Consider the following 18,201-nt stretch of genomic DNA (forward strand, 5'->3'; position numbering starts at 1 on the left):
TTGTCCTTCAAGAGATTGAGCGAGGATTACGGTGGCTGGACCGCTAGAGCAGTTTGAGATCAAGCCCTTGGCCGAGCTTTCGGTTGCCGGCGTTGATGTTTCCTTCACCAACTCCGCACTTTGGATGGTGATCGCAGCCGTTCTCGTAACGGGCTTCATGACGCTCAGCATGCGTCGCGGGGCATTGGTACCCGGCCGTTGGCAGGGCTCCGCCGAGGTGATGTATGAATTCGTCGCCAATATGCTAAAAGATAACGTGGGAACCGCGGGTCGCAAGTACTTCCCGTTCGTTTTCACCCTGTTTATGTTTGTTTTGTTCGGGAACCTGCTTGGCATGATCCCGCACAGCTTTACGTTTACGAGCCATATCGCTGTGACCTTTGCGATGGCTCTGGTGATTTTCATCGGTGTGACCATTATCGGTTTCGTCCGCCATGGCACGCATTACTTCCGGATGTTCTTCCCGGCAGGTGCGCCGATCGCGACGGCCTTCATTCTGATCCCGATTGAAATCATCTCCTATTTCTCTCGTCCGTTCAGCCTGGCGATCCGACTGTTTGCAAACATGACAGTTGGCCACATCATGCTGAAAGTGATTGGCGGGTTCGTCGGCCTGATCGGCATCTTCGGCGTCCTTCCGTTTGCTCTTCTGACGGGGATTACGGTTCTGGAGTTCGGCATTGCTGCGCTTCAGGCTTACGTCTACACCATTCTCACCTGCATCTATCTCCATGATGCAATCCACATGCACTGATGCTAGTGGACCGGTGTGATCTCTTCTGATTGCCTTTAAGAAATTCGAAAGGGTGAAGTTATGGAACTCGATGCTGCTAAGATGATCGGTGCTGGCCTGGCTGCTATTGGCATGATTGGTGCCGGTATCGGGGTTGGTAACATCTGGTCGAGCCTGATTGCGACTGTTGGCCGTAACCCGGCTGCAAAAGGCGACGTTGAACTGTATGGCTGGATCGGCTTTGCCGTTACCGAAGCTATCGCATTGTTCGCACTCGTCGTTGCGCTGATCGTTCTGTTCGGCTAATCGGCGCCTTTTGCGCGAATACTCGGCCCGGCGAGGACACCCCTCGCCGGTGTCGTTGAATTCGGGAGTAGGCTATGCCGCAGTTTGATATTGCGACGTTCTCGGAACAGATTTTCTGGCTGTTCGTTATTTTCGGCATCCTGTATTTCCTGATGTCGAAAATCGCGCTGCCGAAAGTTGGCGAAGTTCTGGAACGCCGTCACAAGACCATTGAAGACAATCTTGGCAAGGCCCGGGCGTTGAAAGACGAAACCGATGCCGCCATCGCGAAGTATGAGGCTGCCTTGGCAGAAGCTCGTGACGCCGCACAGGCCGATATTCGCGAAGCAACGGAAAAAGCAGCTGCAGAGCAAGCTGCGAAAACCGAAGCACTGGTCAAGAAACTGTCCAAAAAGACCGCTGATGCCGAAAAGGCGATTGCCGGTGCGAAAGACGACGCAATGAAAGGTGTGGCAGAAGCCGCATCCGACATCGCCCGTGAAGCAACCGACAAGCTTATCGGTGTCAAGGTTCAGGCCAAAACTGCCGACAAGGCCGTTTCGGCGATCGTAGGAGAGTAAGAAGATGGCAACCCCAAACGAGGTTACGTTCCTTACAGATCCCTACACTTGGACTACGCTTTCCTTCTTGCTGGTTGTCGGTTTCGGCGGCTTCAAGGCTGTTAAGGGTATTTCTGCCGCACTCGACAAGCGTGCGCAGAAAATCTCGGACGAGCTTGATGAAGCACAGCGTCTGCGTGAAGAAGCTCAGGAGCTTCTGGCCAAATATCAGGCCAAACAGCGCGAAGCATTGAAGGAAGCGGACGAAATCCGCGCCCATGCCAAGGTGGAAGCCGACCGCATGCTGGAGAACGCCCAGGCCGAACTGAAAGCGTCGCTCAAGCGTCGTGAACAGCAGGCCATGGACCGTATTGCCAATCTCGAAACCCAGGCCATTGCCGAAGTTCGTGCCCGTGTGGCCGAAATCGCGGCACAGGCCACGCTGGCACTGGTTTCCGAAAAGGTTACCGCAGCAAAGGCGGACGAGTTGGTCGATAATGCAATCGCGGAAATCAAAGTTCGCCTGAACTAGTATTTTCCGGTTTACCGGTACGCAAAACCCCCGCAGATCGTCTGCGGGGGTTTTTGTTTGGCCGTGTGTTGATCAAACCGCAGTATGGGGAACTGGCGGGGCTGCAAATTGTTTGTCCCGGCCATGTGGCGCATCAAGATCCAGAACCGGTCCCTTGGGCACGATGCCCGTCGGGTTGATCATCAGGTGGCTTTCGTAATAGTGCCCCTTGATGTGATCAAAGAATACGGTCTGCTTGATGCCGGGCATCTGATAAAGTTCGCGCGTATAGGCCCAAAGAGCCGGATAGTCTTTCAGCATCTTCAGATTGCATTTGAAATGCCCGTGATAGACGGGATCAAAACGGATCAGGGTTGTGAACAGACGCCAATCGGCCTCTGTCAGGCGATCACCTGCCAGATAGCGATGGGTCGACAGACGATCTTCCAGCCAGTCCAGCGTGCCAAAAAGCGTTGTTACGGCGTCCTCATATGCACCTTGTGCGGTTGCGAAGCCCGATTTGTAAACGCCGTTATTAACATCATTATAGACGCGCTCGTTGATTGCATCTATTTCGGTTTGCAGGTCTTCAGGATAGTAATCGCCCGGTTTTGCACCAAAATCATCAAAGGCGGTGTTGAGCATACGGATGATCTCGGCAGATTCGTTGCTGACAATCCGGCTGGTTTTCTTGTCCCAAAGGACGGGAACGGTTACGCGCCCGGTATAATCGGGTTTTGCCGCAGCATAAATCTGATGCATGAAACGGTGATTGCCAAGATGGTCGGGCAATCCTTCGTCAGGGGCGAATTCCCAGCCATTTTCAAGCATACGCCAATGCACGACGGAAACCGAAATCAAGTTTTCCAGTCCCTTGAGCGTGCGGAAAATCAACGTGCGATGCGCCCACGGGCAGGCATAGGAAACGTAAAGGTGATAACGACCGGCTTCGGCAGGGAATTCGGCATTGCTGTCACGCGACAACCAGTTGCGAAAGGCGGCGTCCTGACGCTTGAACTTTCCACCGGTTGATTTCGTGTCGTACCACTGGTCTTTCCATACACCGTCGACCAAAAGGCCCATGATCGTATCCTCCGGTTTGCAATCAATCCCGTTTATGCCTGTTACGTATGGCCGGGCTGGTTGTTCCCATCTTCGCTATTTCCCCGTTGAACGCAATCCGGGGATATGACATTAATTTGTTTCCATATGAGCAACAATTATATGGCGATGGGAGTACGGTGATGCTGATCGGTAATCTGGACGGAATGACGGTTTTTGCCCGTGTCGTGGAAGAACAAAGCTTTTCCGGTGCGGCGCGCAAACTTGGCATGTCGAAATCCGCTGTCAGCAAGCATGTCACCAAGCTAGAAGACAGCCTTGGCATCCGTTTGCTTAACCGTACCACACGCCGGTTGAGCCTGACCGATGCGGGATCTACTTTTTATCAGCATTGTGCGCGCGTGGTTGAGGAAATCGAAACAGCCGAACATGCCCTGACCGATTTGCGGGGCACACCGCGCGGTACGCTTAGGATTTCAGCCCCTCTGACATTCGGGCAGCGTTACATGCCCGATCTGGTGTCCGAATTCATGCGCCTGTATCCCGGATTGCATGTCGACATTCATCTGGCCGATCACATGGTTGATCTGGTTGCCGAAGGGTTCGATATGGCGATCCGCATCACGCGGTTAAAGGATTCCAGTCTGATTGCTCGCAAACTCGCCGATTTTAACGGTTACGTCGTGGCATCGCCGGGCTATCTCGCAGAATATGGCGAGCCCAAACACCCGACCGAACTGGCAAACCACAGGACGCTGGCCTATACCAACATTGCCAGCCCGAATGTGTGGGAATTTGAGGGGCCAGAAGGACAGATCAATGTCCGAGTCAATCCGGTCATGTCGTGTAACAATGGTGATTTCACCTCGTTCGCGGCCATTCGGGGACTTGGTATTGCGCGCGAACCGGAATTCATTGTTGCCGAGGCGCTTCAAAAAGGATCGCTGGTCGAAATCCTGAGGGAATATAATTCACTGGCCAGCGGCGGGATTTATGCGGTTTACCCGGAACGACGTCACCTGCCGACCAAAGTGCGTATCTTCATCGATTTTCTGGTGGAAAAGTTTCGCGGCGGATTGTGCAATTTCCACAAAACCATGTTTCCCTCCGGTTAGAGCTATTTGCTTTCGACCCGCCAGCCGATCAGACACATAAGCCCGAGCAATACCGCCACGACTGGCAATGGCAAAAGATTGGTTATACCGCCGATTACGGTGCGATAACTTTCGGTTTCCATGAGTCCGGCCCAACTGGTGCCGTGCCAGATACGTTCATCGCGTACCCGGCGGAAATCCGGTAATCCCTTTTCGAGGCGATTAATATATCCGCCATTGGCAGCCACCAGATCGTTCAAAAGGTCGGGTGTCGAATTGGTGTTGCGCCTTTCATTGGTTAGCACATCCCTGTCAACATGCAGGGCTGATTGGGTGCTGCCATCCCGATCATAGGCCTGAACACGGATCAGTCCCTGTTCGGCAATCGGCAATGTCGCCTGCCATGTCTGATCGGACTGGCGTTCGAATGTGGTCCGGACAAACTCGCCGGTTTCCGGATTGGTCCCAGTGGCGGTTGTCGGGGCAGCACCTATCTTGCGCCATGTCAGCGTCAGGCTTTCGCCATCTGCACTGCGTTCGGTGGTGATGGTGTTTTCATCAAGGGCCGGTTCCTTCATCAGCCAGTGTGACAGACGGCGCAGTAACTCGGCAATCGGCCCGCCGCCGTCATGCCCGCGTTGCCAGAGCCACATCTGATCCGAACTCAGCATTGCGGCCCGGCCTTCCTCAATCCGGCGCAGGGACAAAAGTGGCAATTGATCGGCCCCGGTCAGAAGGGTCATGACATCATTGTCAGCGTCGCGGGTTTCGATCTGGCGATACCAGCGCCCCCATTTCGGCGGGGTGTTGATCGAGCCTGCAATAGGGGCTGTAACCGGGTGGATGCGACCGGCCGTGTTTACCTGCGGGACGAAAGGTTGTTCAATCACGCGACCGGTGGCGGTAACCGGCATCAGATCGCCTAGAACCGTGTTTGAAAGTCCGTCAGGACCCAAATATTCCGGCCCGGCCACAACCAGAGCCGCACCGCCCCATTTCACATAATCCACGACCTTTTCCAGATAATGCGGCGGCAATACGCCGCGCATCTGGTATCGATCAAAGATGATCAGGTCGAACTGGCGCAGACGGACTTCAAACAGATCGCGGATCGGAAACGGAATCAGGGCCAATTCATTGATCGGGGTATCGTCGCCCTTTTCCGGCGGGCGCAGGATGGTGAAATGCACCAGATCAACACCCGGATCGGCACGCAGAAGATTACGCCATGCACGTTCGCCGGGATGTGGCTCGCCCGACAGCAGTAAAACACGCAACCGATCACGAACGCCGGTGGTTTCAAGGATCAGACGGTTATTGGACTGATCTGTTTCATCGGGGCTTTCATCCATCCGCAATTCGGCAATGACAGGTCCGGCATGCGGGACGGGAATGGTGACGCGGTGCGGTTCGTTCGCGGGCAGGGTCAGGCTGCGCTCGGTCCCGTCTTCATGGAGCATCCGGACAGATATCGGGCTTCCGGCGGCAAGGCTGTGATCAATCGCTTCGACCATGAAGTCGGCATTCTTGCCAACAATGCCATAATCCGCAGTCTGGCGAATTTGCAAACGCCGGTCGTGTTCATCTTCGCGTCCGGTAATGAGGGCATGCAGGGGTGCCCCCAGATCCAGACTGGCTGGAATGTCGTGGATCTGGCCGTCGGTAACCATGACGACCCCGCCCAACCGTTCACGAGGAATTCCACCAAGCAACCGGTCAAGGGCTGCGAACATGCGGGTATCGGTTTCACCCGGCACGTCTTCAATGCGCAATTCGACGCTTGGGTCATCGGCAAAACGATTACGTATTTGCGAAATGGCGGCATCTGTCTGATCGGTACGACTGCCGATATTCTGGCTGTTCGAGCGATCAACAAGAACAAGTACGATGTCGCTCAGCTTTTCGCGGTTCTGGTCGGTGAATTGCGGTGCAATCAGTGCCAGCAACATGATTGCCAACGCGATGGCCCGCCAGATGGTGCCGCGCAGGCGAAATACGGCAAACAGCAAAATTGCTACGACACAAGTCACGGCCAGAACCTGAAGCAGGCCGATATCGAGCAACGGGGCGATCTGGAAATCCTGCCAGCTTCTGTTCATCGGCCCAGCCTTTCAAGGATTGCGGGCAGGTGAACCTGATCTCCCTTGTAACTGCCGGTCAGGGCATACATCACCAGATTGACACCGAACCGCCAGGCCATTTCACGCTGGCGCGGGGATATGTCATCTGTTCGGTTTGCCGGTTCGCGTCCTTCTTCCAGCATCCAGGCAGATGCCCAGTCATTACCGCCAAACAAAACCGACGCAACACCGTCCAGTCGTTGGTCCGGGCGGGCATCAAGCCAAAGCGGTGCGGCAAAACGGCCATAGGCATGGTCAAGCAGATAGAAGCTGCGAAACAGGATGTGATCACCCGGAGCCTTGTCGAGGATCGGAATTTCCAGACCGGCAAGTAACCGGCGTAACCGGGCCGGTTCAACTTCCTGATCGCGACTGTCGATCAGGATCATGCCGCCGCTATCAAGATACCGGTTGATGCGGTTTTGGGCAAATTCCGAGAACGGTTGTTGCCCGTCGACCAACGGCCAGTAAATCAGGGGATAGAAACTGAGATCGTCGGATTCAGGATCAATGGCATCCGCCGGGGCCAGATCAGCCGCACTTCGACGGCGCAGGATTTCGGTCAGACCGGCAAGTCCGGACTGGCTGAGCCGGTCAATGGGGGCAACGTCTGTTTTCAGATAGGCCAGGCGTGGCTGCAATGCCGCCGCCTGCGTTTCAACAGCTTTTGCCGGACCTGCGCCGCCAAGGATCAACAGGGTGGTCGTGCCGCTGATAAAAGCCGCGATCAGGATCGAGGTCAGCGCATCGCTCCGCCGAGTGCGACGGATGCTGACGTGATGTACAAGGATCAAAGCAACCCCATCAAGTATCAGCAGTATCATGGCTGCCAGCATGCAGATTGCCGCGAGGTCAATCTGGTCCCGATCGGTAATCTCGCGCACTGTTGTATCGGCAGGCCAGCGTACCTGACTGTCGAGGTTTTCAAGATACGGGCCAAGGTTAAGCGCAACGGCTTGGCCGTTTTCACCATAAATTCCGGGTGGGTGCCGCGGGCCGGGTACCGGCAACGGTGTGTGTAGCGGCAGGATCGTCGCATCGGGCTGATGGGCGCGGCCAAATGCGTCAAGCACGGATTGTGGCGGCAGGCTGGTTTGCAGTTCGGCGTCCGACCGGTCGCTTGGGCTGGCAAGGGGCAGCAGGCGTTGCCAGATTTCAACAAACAAGCCCGACATCGGCAGATTGGACCAGTCCGCCCACGGGGTAACATGGAAAAGAACAATTCGCCCGGCATTGCGGGTGGCACTGGTGATCAGTGGCGTGCCATCCGTCAGGCGGGCCCAGGTTTTGGTAACGATATCGGGATCAGGTTCGGCAAGGAGTTGCCGGTTGACTGTGATTTCCCTGGGGATGGAGATGCCGAAGAACGGGCTGGTTTCGGGAAATTCCAAAAGGCGTTTCGGCTTTTCCCATGACATTGATCCACCGAAATCCCGGTTACCCAGACGCAATGTGACCGGCAGGAATTCGGGTTCGATCTCGGTCGTGCCGTCACCGGCAAAGCGGACAAGCATACCGCCATCACGTACCCAGCGTTCAAGGGCAGTGTATTGGCTGCCAAGACCCGATATCGAACCGGTGGAAACAAGGATGTCCACCCCGGATTCAAGCAATTTCCCAAGCGGCGCATAGGTGACATCCGCATAGGGCGAAATGGCCCGATCCAGAAAGAAATAGCGGTCGGACAACAGAACCGGGCTGGCCCCGGAACTGACGATCACACCGACTTTGCGCTGTTGCCAACGGGCACCGGTTTGAAACACGGTTGCCGCGGTTTCAATTCCTTCAATTCCGACGGACTGGATCGAATTTGTAATGTCGCTGGGCAGGGGGATTTCGGTTGTGGTCCGGTTGGTTTCCGGTTCAATCCGGACATCGTGACGTAACAGAACCCGGCCGCGATCATTGCGGGCCAGAAGAACCATGTCGCGCGATGTCTCAAAATACCGATGGGTCAGGGTAATGCCAAGCCCGGTCCGGTTACGCATCAGTGATTGGATCGCAATGCGGTTTTCCTGTTCCGGTCCCAGTATTGTAATGGGTGCAATCGTCCCAAGTTCGTTTGCCATTTCCGCCTTGCCGGGCTGTTCCATATTGTCGGTCAGCCACAGGATGCTGCCGATGGAATTGGCCATATGTTGATGGTCGGCGATCTGGCTGAACAAAGCGGCGTAATCCGGGGCCCAGGGACGGGGATGCAGGCGATCGATAAACCGGTCGGCTTCATGCGGGGAAACCGGGCCGATAATTTCGGGTAACCGGGATGTTGTGGCACCCGATGCTTCGGGTGCGGTCTGGGCAATATAGATACTGCGCAGGTCAAGCCGAGCCTGATTGACAATCTGGCGAAGGCCTGTGCGATATTCCGGCCAGTTTGCAGCCGATGACCAGCTGTTTTCGGCAATGATCAGAACGGCACCTTCGTTTCGGGAGAATTCGGTGCGGTTCAAAACCGGGCGGGCTGCGGCGAGAATCAGCATGGTCAGGATCAGGCAGCGCAAGATCGTCTGCCAGATCGGGGCACGTTGCATGTCCCGTCGGTTGGCGCGCAATCCTCGCAGCAGGCGTGCGGCCGGAAACACGATTTGCTTTGGCACGCGCGGGGCAGACCTGATGATCAGCCAGACAATCGGCAAAATCAGCAAGCCGGCCAGCATCGCTGGATACAGAAATGTGATTGCCGCAAGATTCATTGCGGCCTCTTCGTGCTGTGGCGGTTCATTGCCGGTCGGCCACGTCCATTTGATCCGCCTTGACTTTGGCGTTCGCTCAGATGTTGATACAGCGCAAGCAGGGTCGGGCTGGCACTTTCGGATGTGATATGCTGATCACACAGCCAGTCATTTTCCCGTGCGGCATCGCGAATGGTGGCCCGCCAGGCTTTCGCGCGTTGTTTGAAACCTTCTTCAAGGTCTTCGAACCGCTCGCTACGGTAAATCATCTGATCGTCGGTATCGAGGAAATTGACACGGCCGGTAAAGGGCGGGTCAATTTCGGCAGGATCAAGGACATGCACCAGTGCGCCGTCATTCTGATATTGCCCAAGGATTTTAATCGCACGGGCAGGCGATTGGTCACTGTCGGCAAATTCCAGAAAATCGCCCAGCAGCAGAACCGAATGTTTGCGTCCCGGATGCATTGCCCCGACATTTTCTGCAATGGTTGCAGGGCTTGCGAGCATCGCGTGGGCCAGTTTTTCAAGATGCTCGCCCGATGTGATGCGGGTACGTTCCGCATCGAATGTTCCCACCGTTTCTCCGTTGCTTAGCAATAGATCAGCCAGCGCGATGGAAATGATCAGGGTGCGTTCGGCCTTGATCGGAGTATCGCGGGTGGATGACCAGTACATGGATGGGGATAGAACCGGCCAGATCCAGTAATTGTGGCTTGCCTGCCATTCGGTCTGACGGATGAAGGTATGGTCGCTGCGCGCAGAACGACGCCAGTCAATCTGGTTGGTCGGGTCACCGGTGATATACGGACGGAACTGCCAGAAATCGCTGCCGGGTCCAACCTTGCGGTTGCCGTGCAGGCCGCTTCGCAGGCTGATCGCCATGCGGCGGCTTTCATCAATCAGTTGCGGCAATCGGGCCGCGAGTGCCCGTGCGGCTGCAACATGATCGTGAACCGCGGCCAATGCCAATTCCTATTTCTCCTGCAGGTAATCCAGCGCGTTGGTGATCAGGCCCTTGGCGGTAAATCCCTCTGCCCGGGCACCGTAAGTCAGGCCAAAGCGATGGCGCAGAACCGGAACGGCAAGGGCTTCGATATCTTCGATAGAGGGTGCGAAACGGCCAAACAGCATAGCACGCGCACGACATGCCAACGACAACGCCTGTGCGGCGCGTGTGCCGGGGCCCCAGGCGACGTTATCGCGGATATTGACCATATGTGTGCTTTCGGGGCGACATTCGCGGCAAAGGGCGATGATGGTATCAAGCACCCGGTCGGGCATCGGCAGACGCCGGACAAAGTCCTGTGCCTCGGCCAGGTCATCGGCCTGTAGTACCTGACGCGGGCGTACCGGATACCGGCCGGTGGTTTCGGTTACGATGCGGCGTTCTTCGTCCTGATCGGGATAGCCCAGCCGAACTTCCAGAAGGAAACGGTCAAGCTGTGCCTCGGGCAGGGGATAAGTGCCTTCCTGTTCCAGCGGGTTCTGGGTCGCCAGCACGTGGAATGGCTCCGGCAGTTTGTGGCTGTAACCGGCCACTGATACTTCGCGTTCCTGCATGGCCTGCAACAGGGCAGACTGGGTACGTGGGCTGGCGCGATTGATTTCGTCGGCCAGCAGCAATTGGCAGAATACCGGTCCCTTGATGAAACGAAATGCCCGTTTGCCGTCTGCCCCTTCTTCAAGGACTTCGGAGCCGAGAATATCGGCCGGCATCAGGTCGGGCGTGAACTGAACCCGTTTATCGAGCAGGCCGAGCACCTTGCCCAGTGTGTGGGCCAGTAATGATTTCCCAAGGCCGGGCGCACCCACCATCAGGACGTGGCCGCCAGATAAAATACCGATAAGTGTTTGCTCTACGGCTTCATTCTGCCCAAATATAACAGATGAAACCATTTTGCGAGCTTCGTCCAATCGGCCAACACAGGCGTCAAGTCGCGCTGCGTCGCGTTCAAGGCTGCTGTCTTGTGAAAAACCCATTTCTTCGGGAAAACGTGGCGCATTTGTCATGACAGGAAACTTTGCTTCCTCTGTTGTGCCGGTAATCGAAGCCGGTTACCCAATAAGGATGGTATCAGCGTTATAGAAGCGCGCAATCTTTTGGTTCCGGACCCTAAGTGTATAGCATGAGCAGTAACGAAAAAACCGTCGATCTTGCCGAGAAGCTCTGGGCCCGCCTTCGTGCCGGAAAACCGGCAGGCGGACGCCACCCACAGATTTGTGGCGACATTCCCATGTCTATAGGTCGTGATGGCACCTGGTTCTATCAAGGTGGGCCGATTGGCCGTATCGAACTTGTCAAACTTTTCTCATCCGTCCTGCAACGCGACGAGGAAGGAGGGCACTGGCTGGTGACCCCGGCCGAAATGGCGCGGATTGAGGTCGAAGATGTTGCTTTCATTGCGGTCGAATTGGAAAAAACCGGCGAGGGCGTGGCATCGGTCATCCGTTTTCGCACCAATATTGATCAGTGGGTCGAGCTTGATGAAAATCATGGTTTGAGGGTTGAACATGATCCTGAAACCGGCGAACCATCGCCCTATGTGCAGCTTGATCGCGGTCTTGAGGCCCGACTGAACCGGGCTGTATTCTATCAACTGGTCGATATGGCCGACGAGATTACAGAACCGGAGACCGGAAAAATGCGTATCGGTGTCTACAGTCACAATCAATTCTTCGAGATCGGAACGCTGGAGGCTGGTCTATGACACCGGCCCAGATCATTGCAGCACTGAATGCGCCACGTGGTGATATCCTGCAACGACGCGGGGACCACGCGGTTGACTATCCGGGGTCGAAATCACGCGCACGCGCCTTTGCCGAGGGGGAGCTGATCGCGCGCCCGGCAGCCGTTCTTGTGCCCCTTGTTCTTCGAGATGTGGGTTTGCATGTGATTTTGACACGCCGCACCGATCATCTGAGCGATCATGCAGGGCAAATCAGTTTTCCCGGCGGTCGTCAGGAAGATCAGGACAATACGCTGGAAGAAACCGCACTGCGCGAGACCGAGGAAGAAATCGGTCTGTCGCGTGCACATGTCGAGCTGGTTGGCCGGCTGGACGACTATTATACCGTGACCGGATATCAGGTCACGCCGGTTGTGGGTTTGATTACGCCGCCTTTCAACCTTGCGCCCGATGCCCATGAGGTGGCAGAAGTATTTGAAGTGCCGTTGGAATTCATTCTTGAACCGCAAAACCAGAAACTGCAGACGGTGACCTTCGAAGGTGTAAAACGGCGTTATTTTGCCATTCCATATCGGGAATATTACATTTGGGGGGCGACTGCAGGGATGCTGGTGAATTTCAGTGAAGTCTTAAAGGCCAGCACAGCGCGGTGAAGATTGGAGACTATCGGTAATGTTACGACAGATCATCCAGATTGCCCTTCCCATTATCCTGCCTTTTGTTGTTTATGGTTTATGGTTGAAATGGGCACGGGCCAAGGCGATCCGCGAAGGTCATGAAATTATCCCTCCCTGGAACGAAGGCCCCTGGCTTTTGTTGCTGGGCATCGGTGTGGCACTGGCGGCGGCAATCCTGATTGTGACAGCACTTGGCACTGGTGCATCGCCAGATTCGATTTATCATGCACCGGTACTGAAAGACGGTGTCGTCCAACCGGGATATTTCGAACCAAAGGAATAAGCCGGACCGGACTGCTTGATAGAAAAGTTCCAAGCCGACAAAGATTTACCCATGACCGCATTGACAGCAACCGGGCATTTGCAGCCATACGGGGTAATGACCCATCCCGATACGGCGCGTGTATTTGACGCGATTGCCGCGCATGGCGGCACGGCGCGCTTTGTGGGCGGGATTGTGCGTGATGCGCTTTTGAAGCGTGCGTTGGTGGATGTCGATATTGCGTGCGACCTGAAACCCGAAGAAACGGTAACCGCGCTTGAAAAGGCGGGGCTAAAAGTTATCCTGACCGGGCTTAAGCACGGTACGATAACGGCGATCACCGATACATATGCCTATGAAATCACGACACTGCGGGTCGATGTGACAACCGATGGCCGTCATGCCGAGGTTGCCTTTACCGATAGCTGGCTTGGGGATGCCAAGCGTCGGGATTTTACCTTCAACGCGCTTTATTGCGATCCGGACGGCACGATCTATGATCCGTTCGACGGTGAAGCCGACCTGCGCGAGGGCCGTGTACATTTTATTGGTGTTGCCGAGGACCGCATTGCCGAAGATTATCTTCGTATCCTGCGGTTTTTCCGGTTTCAGGCATGGTTCGGCCGACCGCCGCTTGATCCCATCGGTGCTGAAGCCTGCCGCAAAGGGGCGACGGGACTTCGCGATATTTCCCCCGAACGTATTCGCGATGAAATGCTGAAACTTCTGCGATCACGCAGTCCGGCGGCGACGATTGCCGATATGATCGGTTTTAACGTTCTGCCTGTCATTTTGCCCGATCTGGCCGATACGCCGCGTCTTCGCATGATGGAATGGCTTGATAGTACCGCCCTTTCCGATCCGGCGATCATGCCCGATCCGTTGCGACGGTTGGCCGCCCTTTATCGTGCACCGAAAAATGCCGATGATGAATTGCAGGCAGCAACCGAATTTTGCAAGGCATTGCGATTGTCAAATAATGAGGCGGAACGTTTCGCGGCGATGATTTCCAATGCCAACCTGATCAGCGCGGATATGTCCAAAGATGCCATTCGGCGCGATCTTTATCGTATGGGAGCGGATGCATTTCGCGATGCTGTTTTACTCGCCTGGGCGACACGGGCGGCCATCCCGCCGCGGGCAGACAGTACCGAAAACCGGCAGTGGCAGGGGTTGTTGCAGGCCGCTACAGACTGGGTGCCTGTAAAGCTGCCGATTCAGGGGCGTGATATTCTGGCTGCCGGTCTTGCGCCTGCCGGTCCGCAAATGGGATGGTTGTTAAAACTGGCCGAAGAATACTGGCTTGCCAATGCCTTCGTCCCCGGGCGCGACGATTTGATGACCTATCTGGCGGCGCAAGATACCGCAAAATTGCAGGAGTAATTATGACCGAAGGCGTTACAGGTCATCGTATTTGCTGTTTTGGTGACAGTCTGGTCAATGGCGTGCGTGACGCGGAAAAGGGTGGTTGGCCGATGCGGCTGGGCCGTCGTTTGCTTGACGAGGCAAAGCGTGAAACGACGATCTATAATCTGGGTATTCGTGCCGAAACCAGCGAAGGATTGAAAGCCCGCTGGAAGTTTGAGGCAGAGCTTCGCATGGTACCGGATTTCCCGACGATCCTGATGTTCAGTTTTGGTGTCAACGATGCCAATCACGCCGAAGATCGCGGCGAGCAAACCACAATGCGGGTTTCGCCCGCAAAATCGGCAGCCAATGCCGCCGAAATTATCGGCGAGGCGTCAAAGCTGGCTCCGACATTATGGATCGGGCCCCAAGCCGTGATTGATGGTGGAAAATCCAGCAAGGAAATTAATGAACGTCTTGAAGGTCTGAACCAGATTTACACCGAAACCGCACGCGGTTTCGGTGTGCCCTATCTTGACGTGCATGCCACGACGCTTGCCGATCAGGACTGGCAGAGGGCATTGCGTCGCGGTGACGGATATCATCCGGACCGTGCCGGTTATGACCGGATGGCAGAACTGATCTGGAACTGGGATGGTTGGAAAAATGCGCTTGGGCTCTGAACCCGGCGCGGGGTCACGTGGTTAGACGTAGAAATCAACAAGGTTGCCACGGCTGTTGGCGGAACTGGCAATGTTTCCGGTAGATTGCCCCTTGGTACCATAGCTGTTGGCAGCATCTTCGGTCTGGTTGTTGTCCAGTGTTAACGCATTCTGGCCGTCTTCAAACCGGCGTTCATTGCGGGCGGTTTCGGCGGCACGCTGAACACGCTCAATTTCCTCGTCGGAAAGCCGGATCGAATTTGCAACCTGTTCGACCGATTGCTCCTGATCGGGCTGTGCCTGATTGGCGCGCGGGGATACCGGACTCGCAGGGCGGACCGGGATCGGTGGCAGAATTTCCGAGGTGCTGGTAACGCTGACCATAATGGCAGGGCGGCTCGACACAGTTGTTATATGTTATATTCAAGCAGCAGATTAAGCATGCTGCCATATCGGGATATTAGCGCCAGCGATTTTAAAGAAAAGTGTTATTTGCAACGATAGCGCGAGTATCGTCGCCTTAACGGGATTCGGGTGCTGCCAGAATCACGGCATCCGGGGCATCGTAAAGCCCGGCGGCAAACCGGGCCGGGCTGTTTTTGGCAATCGTCTTGAGCTTGGCGGCTTCGATCGAGATGTGATCAAGCGTAATGTCGGTACGTTCCGGGGGAATGCGTACCAGTGCAGCACTGACAGTCATCAGGGGGAACTCGCTTGTTTCGCCGTTGCGTCCCTTGCCGATCAGATGCCCCCGGTCACGGGTTTCTGCGTCATAGAAGCTTTTGATCTGTTCATCGAACATTGATTGCGCACGTTGCACCGCGCTGACTGCGTCCTCGAAATCGATTGACTGGACATAGGCAAAGAAATCGTCCCCGCCGATATGGCCGACAAACCAGTCATTCTGGCTAAGTGCCTTGCCAAGGATATCCTTGAAAAGCAGGATCGCACGATCCCCTTGGCGAAAGCCGTACAAATCGTTGAACGGTTTGAAATTGTCGAAGTCAAAATACACAGCGAAGCGTCGGCGTCGCGGTTTGGCTAATGCATTGGCGGCATATCGGTAAATGGCGCTGTTTCCCGGCAGGCGGGTCAGCGGATTTTCATCGCGTGCATTAAGCGTGTTGCGTTCGTTAACGGCACGCAAAAGCGCACTTTGATCCAGAACACCAAGATAAAGCCCGTTTTCGGTCAGGATCACACCATCAAGCGAGTCAGCTGCGACAAAGGTTTCAAGCAGTTCGGACAGGCTGGTATTGATGTCGGCAATCGGGCAGCGGCGCAAAAAGCGGCTGATGTTTGTGCGATTGGCCGGGTTTTGCAGAAGTTCCCGCCCGAACGGGGTATAGATGAATGCCTTGAAATCGGAATCCCGGATCACACCCAAAGGCTCCCTTTGCCGATTGACGACCGGGGCAATGGCAATGTCGGTATTTTTCTGAAAATAGGACAGGATTTCGACCGGATTGATATTGTTTTCAATCGTTGGCGTTTCCAGCAGATATGACCGCAGCACATCCCCGTCGCGTTCAACACCGCGCCGATTTTCCAGCGAAACCCCGGAAATGGCCGGGACAATATCGGTCCGTTCCGGCAAATCAACAGATGGTCGTGCAATGAAAAAGCCCTGAACCAGATCGCACCCGATCCGCCGACAGCACAAAAATTCCTCGCGGGTTTCAACACCTTCGGCGACGACCTGTGCGGCGATCATATGGGCGAAAGCGGTAATCTGGGATACGAACAGTTCCTTGCGCCGGTCGCGATCAATTCCGTCGATAAAGAACCGGTCGATCTTGATAATGTCGGGTTCGCATTCATAAAGTGCGCGCAGCTGGGCAAAGCCGCTACCATAATCGTCAATCGCGACCTTGAAGCCCTGGCTGCGATATCGCAGCAGGATGTCCTGAAGATATTGGGCGTTGCTGATGTCGTGGCGTTCGGAAATTTCAAGGAAGATGGTGTCGCGTTCAAGCCCGGCTTTGCGCAGCAGTTCTGCCGTGCGACCGGGTTGATAATCGCGGGTGCGTACAACGCGGCTGTCGAAATTGTAAAAAAGCTTCAGACGGCGTGCTTCGGGCAGTCGGGCGAACTTCATGATCGCCTTCTCGCGCAGCATCATATCGACGCCATGCAGATTTCCGGTTTCCCAAGCGGTATCAAACAGGGACTGGATCGACTCAAATCCGCTGTCTTCCCAGTGGCGCAGAAGTGCCTCATATCCGAATACATGACCGGTATGCGGGTTGACGATCGGCTGAAAGGCAAAGTCGACCTTTTCGACAATTTGCTTCCAGTTTCGAAGGCGGATCGCAGGTCCGACGGATCTGTCCGCTGTCAGTTCGTCCTCCGCATCAAATGCCAAGGTTGTTCCCCGATCCTGAAAAATTTACTGAACCCTCCGGACAGCAAAGCATCATAAATGATGTAACGCTCCTATCGCAGGATCGACAACAACTTGGTGACAGTACAGTTACGAATATATGACATCCGCAGAAAACCGACATTTTTTACGTAGTTTGGCCGGAATTCCCTATACGGAAAGCTAGACAAATTTCGCGATGCAGGTGGATGTGATCAGCCGCGCTGAAGGTGAGCAAGCGGATGGTGTTCCTGTACAAGGCCACGCAAACGCGATTCGAGGACATGGGTATAGATCTGAGTCGTCGAAATATCCGAATGCCCCAACATCTGTTGCAGGCTGCGTAAATCCGCCCCGTTTGCCAGCAAGTGGCTGGCAAAGGAATGGCGCAAGACATGGGGCGATACCCGCGACGGGGCAATTCCGGCCTCGACCGCGAGGTCCTTGACCATATTCAGAAACATCTGCCGCGTCAGATGGCCTGATTTGCCGCGCGACGGAAACAGATAAGGTGAAAGCCCGGGCTGGTTTGCCTTCGTAACCGGGATAAAAGCGTCGCGTATTTCAAGATAGTCCCGCAAGGCATCGCGTGCCGGTTCGGAAAGCGGCACAAGGCGTTCCTTGCTGCCCTTGCCCCGAACGACCAGCATTTGTGGATCGCGCGCGGCAGCAGCGAATGGCAGTTCAACCAGTTCGGAAACGCGCATGCCGGTTGCATACATCAGTTCAACCATCGCCAGAAGCCGTTTGCCCTTGATGCCATCATGGCTTGTGGCGGTGGCAATCAGCCTGTCGATTTCATCAATCGTCAGAAATTTGGGTAATGTGCTGCCTTGACGCGGACTGTCGACATGGGCGGATGGATCGTCGTTGCGATAGCCGTCGGCATAAAGAAATTTGTGAAACTGCCTGATGGCCGAAAGACGTCGCGCTTGCGTGCGTGGTGCGAGACCGGCATCGCCCAACGACGCCATATATTTCCGGACATGGATGTCCTGTACGCCAATCAGATCGGTCTTTTGTGCCTGCAGGCTTGCTACATAATCCTCAAGGTCACGGCGATAAGCATCCAGTGTATGAATGCTTGCCCCGCGTTCTGCCGCCATCATTTCGAGAAAGGCCGCGACAAGGTTACTGTTAATCGGCTGTGCCACGATGTTCGTCC

General features: G+C 55.3%; 18 protein-coding genes. 10 read left to right on the plus strand and 8 right to left on the minus strand.

Annotated elements, in window-relative coordinates:
• The first annotated feature begins 31 nt into the window (after positions 1 to 31).
• The 4 genes from LG297_RS02130 to LG297_RS02145 all read left to right on the plus strand — a co-directional run bounded on the left by LG297_RS02130 (position 32) and on the right by LG297_RS02145 (position 2,110).
• Positions 32 to 754, plus strand: a complete 723-nt coding sequence (locus LG297_RS02130; protein WP_404424660.1) for a F0F1 ATP synthase subunit A — start codon at positions 32 to 34, stop codon at positions 752 to 754.
• Positions 755 to 814: 60 nt separating this feature from the next.
• Entirely contained in the window at positions 815 to 1,039 is a 225-nt protein-coding gene (locus tag LG297_RS02135; protein ID WP_007089066.1) for an ATP synthase subunit C family protein, read from the plus strand.
• Between the two features lie 74 nt (positions 1,040 to 1,113).
• Positions 1,114 to 1,599, plus strand: a complete 486-nt coding sequence (locus tag LG297_RS02140; RefSeq protein WP_404424663.1) for a hypothetical protein — start codon at positions 1,114 to 1,116, stop codon at positions 1,597 to 1,599.
• A 4-nt stretch (positions 1,600 to 1,603) separates the two neighbouring features.
• On the plus strand, positions 1,604 to 2,110 hold the full coding sequence (locus tag LG297_RS02145) for a F0F1 ATP synthase subunit B (protein WP_404424665.1): 507 nt from the start codon (positions 1,604 to 1,606) through the stop codon (positions 2,108 to 2,110).
• A gap of 72 nt (positions 2,111 to 2,182) precedes the next feature.
• Here LG297_RS02145 and LG297_RS02150 read toward each other — a convergent pair whose 3' ends face one another.
• Positions 2,183 to 3,172 (minus strand): glutathione S-transferase family protein, encoded by a 990-nt coding sequence (locus LG297_RS02150; RefSeq protein WP_404424667.1) that lies wholly within the window; start codon positions 3,170 to 3,172, stop codon positions 2,183 to 2,185.
• A 161-nt stretch (positions 3,173 to 3,333) separates the two neighbouring features.
• Between LG297_RS02150 and LG297_RS02155 the strand changes: the two genes are divergently transcribed.
• On the plus strand, positions 3,334 to 4,266 hold the full coding sequence (locus LG297_RS02155; RefSeq protein ID WP_404424669.1) for a LysR substrate-binding domain-containing protein: 933 nt from the start codon (positions 3,334 to 3,336) through the stop codon (positions 4,264 to 4,266).
• Between the two features lie 2 nt (positions 4,267 to 4,268).
• Here the strand turns inward: LG297_RS02155 and LG297_RS02160 are convergent, their stop codons facing one another.
• From LG297_RS02160 to LG297_RS02175, 4 genes are read right to left on the minus strand one after another with little or no spacing between them, the layout of a single operon-like run.
• Positions 4,269 to 6,344, minus strand: a complete 2,076-nt coding sequence (locus LG297_RS02160) for a hypothetical protein (RefSeq protein WP_404424671.1) — start codon at positions 6,342 to 6,344, stop codon at positions 4,269 to 4,271.
• Positions 6,341 to 9,058, minus strand: coding sequence for a DUF4159 domain-containing protein (locus tag LG297_RS02165; RefSeq protein WP_404424673.1), 2,718 nt, complete (start codon positions 9,056 to 9,058; stop codon positions 6,341 to 6,343). Before LG297_RS02165 ends, LG297_RS02160 begins: the two co-directional genes overlap by 4 nt.
• Positions 9,055 to 10,008 carry a DUF58 domain-containing protein gene (locus LG297_RS02170; protein ID WP_404424675.1) on the minus strand — a complete coding sequence of 318 codons (954 nt, stop codon included), beginning with the start codon at positions 10,006 to 10,008 and terminating at the stop codon, positions 9,055 to 9,057. Before LG297_RS02170 ends, LG297_RS02165 begins: the two co-directional genes overlap by 4 nt.
• Positions 10,009 to 10,011: 3 nt before the next feature.
• Positions 10,012 to 11,049 carry an AAA family ATPase gene (locus tag LG297_RS02175; RefSeq protein WP_404424677.1) on the minus strand — a complete coding sequence of 346 codons (1,038 nt, stop codon included), beginning with the start codon at positions 11,047 to 11,049 and terminating at the stop codon, positions 10,012 to 10,014.
• Positions 11,050 to 11,165: 116 nt separating this feature from the next.
• Here LG297_RS02175 and LG297_RS02180 point away from each other — a divergent pair, with 116 nt between their 5' ends.
• The 5 genes from LG297_RS02180 to LG297_RS02200 are packed head-to-tail and all read left to right on the plus strand — an operon-like array spanning position 11,166 to position 14,695.
• The gene (locus tag LG297_RS02180) at positions 11,166 to 11,747 is read left to right on the plus strand and encodes a DUF1285 domain-containing protein (protein WP_404424679.1); all 582 of its coding nucleotides are present in this window, start codon (positions 11,166 to 11,168) and stop codon (positions 11,745 to 11,747) included.
• Positions 11,744 to 12,379 (plus strand): CoA pyrophosphatase, encoded by a 636-nt coding sequence (locus LG297_RS02185; RefSeq protein WP_404424681.1) that lies wholly within the window; start codon positions 11,744 to 11,746, stop codon positions 12,377 to 12,379. Before LG297_RS02180 ends, LG297_RS02185 begins: the two co-directional genes overlap by 4 nt.
• A 19-nt stretch (positions 12,380 to 12,398) precedes the next feature.
• Positions 12,399 to 12,686 (plus strand): hypothetical protein, encoded by a 288-nt coding sequence (locus LG297_RS02190; protein ID WP_404424683.1) that lies wholly within the window; start codon positions 12,399 to 12,401, stop codon positions 12,684 to 12,686.
• Positions 12,687 to 12,737: 51 nt separating this feature from the next.
• Complete coding sequence (locus LG297_RS02195; protein ID WP_404424685.1) at positions 12,738 to 14,048, plus strand: CCA tRNA nucleotidyltransferase; 1,311 nt, start codon at positions 12,738 to 12,740, stop codon at positions 14,046 to 14,048.
• Between the two features lie 2 nt (positions 14,049 to 14,050).
• Complete coding sequence (locus LG297_RS02200; protein ID WP_404424687.1) at positions 14,051 to 14,695, plus strand: GDSL-type esterase/lipase family protein; 645 nt, start codon at positions 14,051 to 14,053, stop codon at positions 14,693 to 14,695.
• A 21-nt stretch (positions 14,696 to 14,716) separates the two neighbouring features.
• Here LG297_RS02200 and LG297_RS02205 read toward each other — a convergent pair whose 3' ends face one another.
• The 3 genes from LG297_RS02205 to xerD all read right to left on the minus strand — a co-directional run bounded on the left by LG297_RS02205 (position 14,717) and on the right by xerD (position 18,190).
• The gene (locus tag LG297_RS02205; RefSeq protein ID WP_404424689.1) at positions 14,717 to 15,058 is read right to left on the minus strand and encodes a hypothetical protein; all 342 of its coding nucleotides are present in this window, start codon (positions 15,056 to 15,058) and stop codon (positions 14,717 to 14,719) included.
• A gap of 136 nt (positions 15,059 to 15,194) precedes the next feature.
• Positions 15,195 to 17,039, minus strand: coding sequence for a GGDEF domain-containing protein (locus tag LG297_RS02210; RefSeq protein WP_404424691.1), 1,845 nt, complete (start codon positions 17,037 to 17,039; stop codon positions 15,195 to 15,197).
• 212 nt (positions 17,040 to 17,251) lie between these two features.
• Positions 17,252 to 18,190 (minus strand): site-specific tyrosine recombinase XerD, encoded by a 939-nt coding sequence (gene xerD, locus LG297_RS02215; RefSeq protein ID WP_404424693.1) that lies wholly within the window; start codon positions 18,188 to 18,190, stop codon positions 17,252 to 17,254.
• Positions 18,191 to 18,201: the final 11 nt, after the last annotated feature.

It is taken from the genome of Thalassospira australica (genome assembly GCF_044790785.1).
Taxonomy (GTDB): Bacteria; Pseudomonadota; Alphaproteobacteria; order Rhodospirillales; family Thalassospiraceae; genus Thalassospira; species Thalassospira australica_A.

Coding starts and splice junctions, on each gene's coding strand:
- LG297_RS02205 (WP_404424689.1), bottom strand. CDS start 15,058: ATGGTCAGCGTTACCAGCACCTCGGAAATTCTGCCACCGATCCCGGTC.
- LG297_RS02140 (WP_404424663.1), top strand. CDS start 1,114: ATGCCGCAGTTTGATATTGCGACGTTCTCGGAACAGATTTTCTGGCTG.
- LG297_RS02160 (WP_404424671.1), bottom strand. CDS start 6,344: ATGAACAGAAGCTGGCAGGATTTCCAGATCGCCCCGTTGCTCGATATC.
- LG297_RS02150 (WP_404424667.1), bottom strand. CDS start 3,172: ATGGGCCTTTTGGTCGACGGTGTATGGAAAGACCAGTGGTACGACACG.
- LG297_RS02190 (WP_404424683.1), top strand. CDS start 12,399: ATGTTACGACAGATCATCCAGATTGCCCTTCCCATTATCCTGCCTTTT.
- LG297_RS02180 (WP_404424679.1), top strand. CDS start 11,166: ATGAGCAGTAACGAAAAAACCGTCGATCTTGCCGAGAAGCTCTGGGCC.
- LG297_RS02145 (WP_404424665.1), top strand. CDS start 1,604: ATGGCAACCCCAAACGAGGTTACGTTCCTTACAGATCCCTACACTTGG.
- LG297_RS02165 (WP_404424673.1), bottom strand. CDS start 9,058: ATGAATCTTGCGGCAATCACATTTCTGTATCCAGCGATGCTGGCCGGC.
- LG297_RS02200 (WP_404424687.1), top strand. CDS start 14,051: ATGACCGAAGGCGTTACAGGTCATCGTATTTGCTGTTTTGGTGACAGT.
- LG297_RS02195 (WP_404424685.1), top strand. CDS start 12,738: ATGACCGCATTGACAGCAACCGGGCATTTGCAGCCATACGGGGTAATG.
- LG297_RS02155 (WP_404424669.1), top strand. CDS start 3,334: ATGCTGATCGGTAATCTGGACGGAATGACGGTTTTTGCCCGTGTCGTG.
- LG297_RS02135 (WP_007089066.1), top strand. CDS start 815: ATGGAACTCGATGCTGCTAAGATGATCGGTGCTGGCCTGGCTGCTATT.
- LG297_RS02175 (WP_404424677.1), bottom strand. CDS start 11,049: ATGACAAATGCGCCACGTTTTCCCGAAGAAATGGGTTTTTCACAAGAC.
- LG297_RS02185 (WP_404424681.1), top strand. CDS start 11,744: ATGACACCGGCCCAGATCATTGCAGCACTGAATGCGCCACGTGGTGAT.